The organism is Quadrisphaera sp. KR29, from assembly GCF_052644995.1.
This window is the reverse complement of the sequence record NZ_JBQXXG010000037.1, coordinates 1-5,616: the sequence shown is the minus strand read 5'-3', so window position 1 is coordinate 5,616 and position 5,616 is coordinate 1. Positions and strand designations below refer to the sequence as shown.

Genomic DNA, 5,616 nt, shown 5'->3' with positions numbered 1-5,616 from the left:
AGGATGTCCGGCGGTGACCTACTCTCCCACCCAGCTTCCCGGGCAGTACCATCGGCGCTGGTGGGCTTAGCTTCCGGGTTCGGAATGGGACCGGGCGTTTCCCCACCGCTATGACCGCCGTAACACTGTCGAGTTCTTCAGAGCACCCCCACCCCCGCCACGACACTGCCGTGGTGGTGGTGTTCGGGTGGGCCCGTGACTCGGGAACCGCACAGTGGACGCGAACAGAACCCTCATTGCTGAGCAGTTCATCACTCTTCAGTCATCGTCTGACTGCCTTTCCAACAGTGTTGGGGTGTGGCAAGTCATCGGCTTATTAGTACCGGTCAGCTGCAACCCTTGCGGGTCGTCCACATCCGGCCTATCAACCCAGTAGTCTGCTGGGAGCCTCTCGGACTCGAAGTCCATGGAGACCTCATCTTGAAGCAGGCTTCCCGCTTAGATGCTTTCAGCGGTTATCCCTCCCGAACGTAGCCAACCAGCCGTGCTCCTGGCGGAACAACTGGCACACCAGAGGTTCGTCCGTCCCGGTCCTCTCGTACTAGGGACAGCCCTTCTCAAGTCTCCAACGCGCGCAGCGGATAGGGACCGAACTGTCTCACGACGTTCTAAACCCAGCTCGCGTACCGCTTTAATGGGCGAACAGCCCAACCCTTGGGACCTACTCCAGCCCCAGGATGCGACGAGCCGACATCGAGGTGCCAAACCATGCCGTCGATATGGACTCTTGGGCAAGATCAGCCTGTTATCCCCGGGGTACCTTTTATCCGTTGAGCGACCGCGTTTCCACAAACCACGGCCGGATCACTAGTTCCGACTTTCGTCCCTGCTCGACCTGTCAGTCTCGCAGTCAAGCTCCCTTGTGCACTTACACTCGACACCTGATTGCCAACCAGGATGAGGGAACCTTTGAGCGCCTCCGTTACTCTTTAGGAGGCAACCGCCCCAGTTAAACTACCCACCAGGCACTGTTCCTGGTCCGGATCACGGACCGAAGTTAGATGTCCAGAACGACCAGAGTGGTATTTCAACGATGACTCCACCGACACTGGCGTGCCGACTTCACAGTCTCCCACCTATCCTACACAAGCCGTACCGAACACCAATACCAAGCTATAGTGAAGGTCCCGGGGTCTTTCCGTCCTGCTGCGCGTAACGAGCATCTTTACTCGTAGTGCAATTTCGCCGAGTTCGCGGTTGAGACAGCGGAGAAGTCGTTACGCCATTCGTGCAGGTCGGAACTTACCCGACAAGGAATTTCGCTACCTTAGGATGGTTATAGTTACCACCGCCGTTTACTGGCGCTTAAGTTCTGAGCTTCGCCGGCCGAAACCAGCTGACCCGTCCCCTTAACGTTCCAGCACCGGGCAGGCGTCAGTCCGTATACATCGTCTTGCGACTTCGCACGGACCTGTGTTTTTAGTAAACAGTCGCTTCTCCCTGGTCTCTGCGGCCATCGCGCCTAACCCGAGATGGGTTTCAACGCTCCGGCCCCCCTTCTCCCGAAGTTACGGGGGCATTTTGCCGAGTTCCTTAACCACGATTCTCTCGTCGCCTTGGTATTCTCTACCTGACCACCTGAGTCGGTTTGGGGTACGGGCGGCTTGAACCTCACGCCGAGGCTTTTCTAGGCAGCATAGGATCACCCTGCTTCCCGCATACGCGGTCACCATCAGGTCTCAGGCTTGTATGAGGTGCGGATTTGCCTACACCTCGCCCTACACCCTTGGACGTGGACTACCATCGCCACGCGGTGGCTACCTTCCTGCGTCACCCCTGTTAATGCGCTTACCTACTACCGGATCGGGTCGCGCGCTCCACCAGATCCACCCGAAGGCGGTCCTAGCTTTGGGCGCTCAGCATCCCCGGGCTCGGTATGGGCGGTTCTTCGCCGGTACGGGAATATCAACCCGTTGTCCATCGACTACGCCTGTCGGCCTCGCCTTAGGTCCCGACTTACCCAGGGCGGATGAGCCTGGCCCTGGAACCCTTGGTCATTCGGCGGACGGGATTCTCACCCGTCTTTCGCTACTCATGCCTGCATTCTCACTCGTGTGGCGTCCACGGCTGGATCACTCCGCCGCTTCACCCCCCACACGACGCTCCCCTACCCATCCACACGACTGGACCCACCCGAAGATGAGCCGATCGATGTGTGAATGCCACAGCTTCGGCGGTGTGCTTGAGCCCCGCTACATTGTCGGCGCGGAATCACTTGACCAGTGAGCTATTACGCACTCTTTCAAGGGTGGCTGCTTCTAAGCCAACCTCCTGGTTGTCTGTGCAACTCCACATCCTTTCCCACTTAGCACACGCTTAGGGGCCTTAGCTGGTGGTCTGGGCTGTTTCCCTCTCGACTACGAAGCTTATCCCCCGCAGTCTCACTGCCACGCTCTCACTTACCGGCATTCGGAGTTTGGCTGACGTCAGTAACCTTGTGGGGCCCATCGGCCATCCAGTAGCTCTACCTCCGGCAAGAAACACGTGACGCTGCACCTAAATGCATTTCGGGGAGAACCAGCTATCACGAAGTTTGATTGGCCTTTCACCCCTACCCACAGGTCATCCCCCAGGTTTTCAACCCTGGTGGGTTCGGTCCTCCACGCGGTCTTACCCGCGCTTCAACCTGCCCATGGGTAGATCACTTCGCTTCGGGTCTAGAGCACGCGACTCAAACGCCCTGTTCGGACTCGCTTTCGCTACGGCTTCCCCACACGGGTTAACCTCGCCACGTACCACTAACTCGCAGGCTCATTCTTCAAAAGGCACGCCGTCACCCCAACCAAGGAGGCTCCGACGGATTGTAGGCACACGGTTTCAGGTACTATTTCACTCCCCTCCCGGGGTACTTTTCACCATTCCCTCACGGTACTGTCCGCTATCGGTCACCAGGGAGTATTCAGGCTTAGGGGGTGGTCCCCCCAGATTCACACGGGATTTCTCGGGCCCCGTGCTACTTGGGATACCCATCAGGAGACCACGCCATTTCGTCTACGGGGGTACCACCCTCTGTGCCGGGCCTTTCAATGCCCTTCGACTATGACGCGGCTTTCTCACTCCTCGACCGGATGGTAGTCCGGTCCGACAGGTCCCACGACCCCGACCATGCAACGCCTACCAGCTATCACACATGACCGGTTTAGCCTCTTCCGCTTTCGCTCGCCACTACTCACGGAATCGCGGTTGCTTTCTCTTCCTGTGGGTACTGAGATGTTTCACTTCCCCACGTTCCCTCCACGCACCCTATGTGTTCAGATGCGGGTCACTGGACATGACTCCAGCGGGGTTTCCCCATTCGGACATCCTCGGATCAGCGTTCGGTTGCCAACTCCCCGAGGCTTATCGCAGGCTCCTACGTCCTTCTTCGGCTCCTGGTGCCAAGGCATCCACCGTATGCCCTTAAAAACTTGACCACACACAAAATGCGATCAGCAAAGACTAAAGATGCTCGCGTCCACTGTGCAGTTCTCAAGCAACGGGCGAACCCACACCCAGATCCCAGCGCCAACCCCCGACCACCCCACCACCGGCGAACCGACGACGAAGCACCCAGAAGCGGTACGACTGACCAGATGCAGCCCCACGAGCAAACCAACCCCCACTCCACACCACTGTCGGCGCGAAGCAGAACGGCTCGTTTCCTCAGGACCCAACAGCGTGCCCGACACCACCACCACCAACCCTCCGATCCAACCCACCACACCCCACCCCATCCCGAAGGACAGCAGCAGACGCGCAGCAGGCGTACGAGGAGAAGCTCGCGACGCCAGCGCCATGTCGATGTTCCACCCATGAGCACCACCTGCGGGGCACTCGCCCGCAGCATGGCTTGTCACCCCCGCGCCCACCCCACCGCGAACGGCAGGGACACCCCGAAGGGAAACGGGCCCGTGCGAGAAGTGAAGATGCTCCTTAGAAAGGAGGTGATCCAGCCGCACCTTCCGGTACGGCTACCTTGTTACGACTTCGTCCCAATCGCCAGTCCCACCTTCGACGGCTCCCCCCACAAGGGTTAGGCCACCGGCTTCGGGTGTTACCAACTTTCGTGACGTGACGGGCGGTGTGTACAAGCCCCGGGAACGTATTCACCGCAGCGTTGCTGATCTGCGATTACTAGCGACTCCGACTTCACGGGGTCGAGTTGCAGACCCCGATCCGAACTGAGACCAGCTTTTTGGGATTCGCTCCACCTCACGGTCTCGCAGCCCTTTGTACTGGCCATTGTAGCATGCGTGAAGCCCAAGACATAAGGGGCATGATGATTTGACGTCATCCCCACCTTCCTCCGAGTTGACCCCGGCAGTCTCCTATGAGTCCCCGCCATCACGCGCTGGCAACATAGGACGAGGGTTGCGCTCGTTGCGGGACTTAACCCAACATCTCACGACACGAGCTGACGACAACCATGCACCACCTGTGCAAGATCCCTTGCGGACCCGACATCTCTGCCGGATTACCCTGCATGTCAAGCCTTGGTAAGGTTCTTCGCGTTGCATCGAATTAATCCGCATGCTCCGCCGCTTGTGCGGGGCCCCGTCAATTCCTTTGAGTTTTAGCCTTGCGGCCGTACTCCCCAGGCGGGGCGCTTAATGCGTTTGCTGCGGCACGGAACTCGTGGAATGAGCCCCACACCTAGCGCCCAACGTTTACGGCGTGGACTACCAGGGTATCTAATCCTGTTCGCTACCCACGCTTTCGCTCCTCAGCGTCAGTTACAGCCCAGAGACCCGCCTTCGCCACCGGTGTTCCTCCTGATATCTGCGCATTCCACCGCTACACCAGGAATTCCAGTCTCCCCTACTGCACTCTAGTCTGCCCGTACCCACTGCAGGCGCGGAGTTGAGCCCCGCGTTTTCACAGCAGACGCGACAGACCGCCTACGAGCTCTTTACGCCCAATAATTCCGGACAACGCTTGCACCCTACGTATTACCGCGGCTGCTGGCACGTAGTTAGCCGGTGCTTCTTCTGCAGGTACCGTCACTTGCGCTTCTTCCCTGCTGAAAGAGGTTTACAACCCGAAGGCCTTCATCCCTCACGCGGCGTCGCTGCGTCAGGCTTCCGCCCATTGCGCAATATTCCCCACTGCTGCCTCCCGTAGGAGTCTGGGCCGTGTCTCAGTCCCAGTGTGGCCGGTCACCCTCTCAGGCCGGCTACCCGTCGTCGCCTTGGTAGGCCATCACCCCACCAACAAGCTGATAGGCCGCGAGCCCATCCCCGACCGAAAAACTTTCCACACCACCCCATGCGAGGCGATGTCATATCCGGTATTAATCCCGGTTTCCCGAGGCTATCCCAGAGTCAGGGGCAGGTTGCTCACGTGTTACTCACCCGTTCGCCGCTGATCCCCCCGAAGGGTTCACCGCTCGACTTGCATGTGTTAAGCACGCCGCCAGCGTTCGTCCTGAGCCAGGATCAAACTCTCCGTTGATGTGATAGAACCCCCACCCCCACACAGGAAGGCAAAGGCCCAAACACCAGCCACGACCCCAAGAGCCGCGACCAGAGAAACGATCTGGCACGAAAAAGACGTCATCTGACATCCAACTCGAGCCAACCAAAAGATTGGCATCGACAATCGGCACGCTGTTGAGTTCTCAAGAAACGAACACACACC

The 5,616-nt window shown here is 58.9% G+C and carries 3 rRNA genes; all 3 read right to left on the bottom strand.

The features are described from left to right. Nucleotides 1-5: 5 nt before the first annotated feature. A 5S ribosomal RNA gene (gene rrf, locus ACUN9U_RS18255) occupies nucleotides 6-122 on the bottom strand. A 174-nt stretch (nucleotides 123-296) separates the two neighbouring features. Further along, a 23S ribosomal RNA gene (locus tag ACUN9U_RS18250) occupies nucleotides 297-3,413 on the bottom strand. Nucleotides 3,414-3,916: 503 nt separating this feature from the next. Then, nucleotides 3,917-5,430: ribosomal RNA gene (locus ACUN9U_RS18245) — 16S ribosomal RNA — on the bottom strand. Together the 16S, 23S and 5S rRNA genes form the textbook arrangement of a ribosomal RNA operon. Between the last annotated feature and the right edge of the window lie 186 nt (nucleotides 5,431-5,616).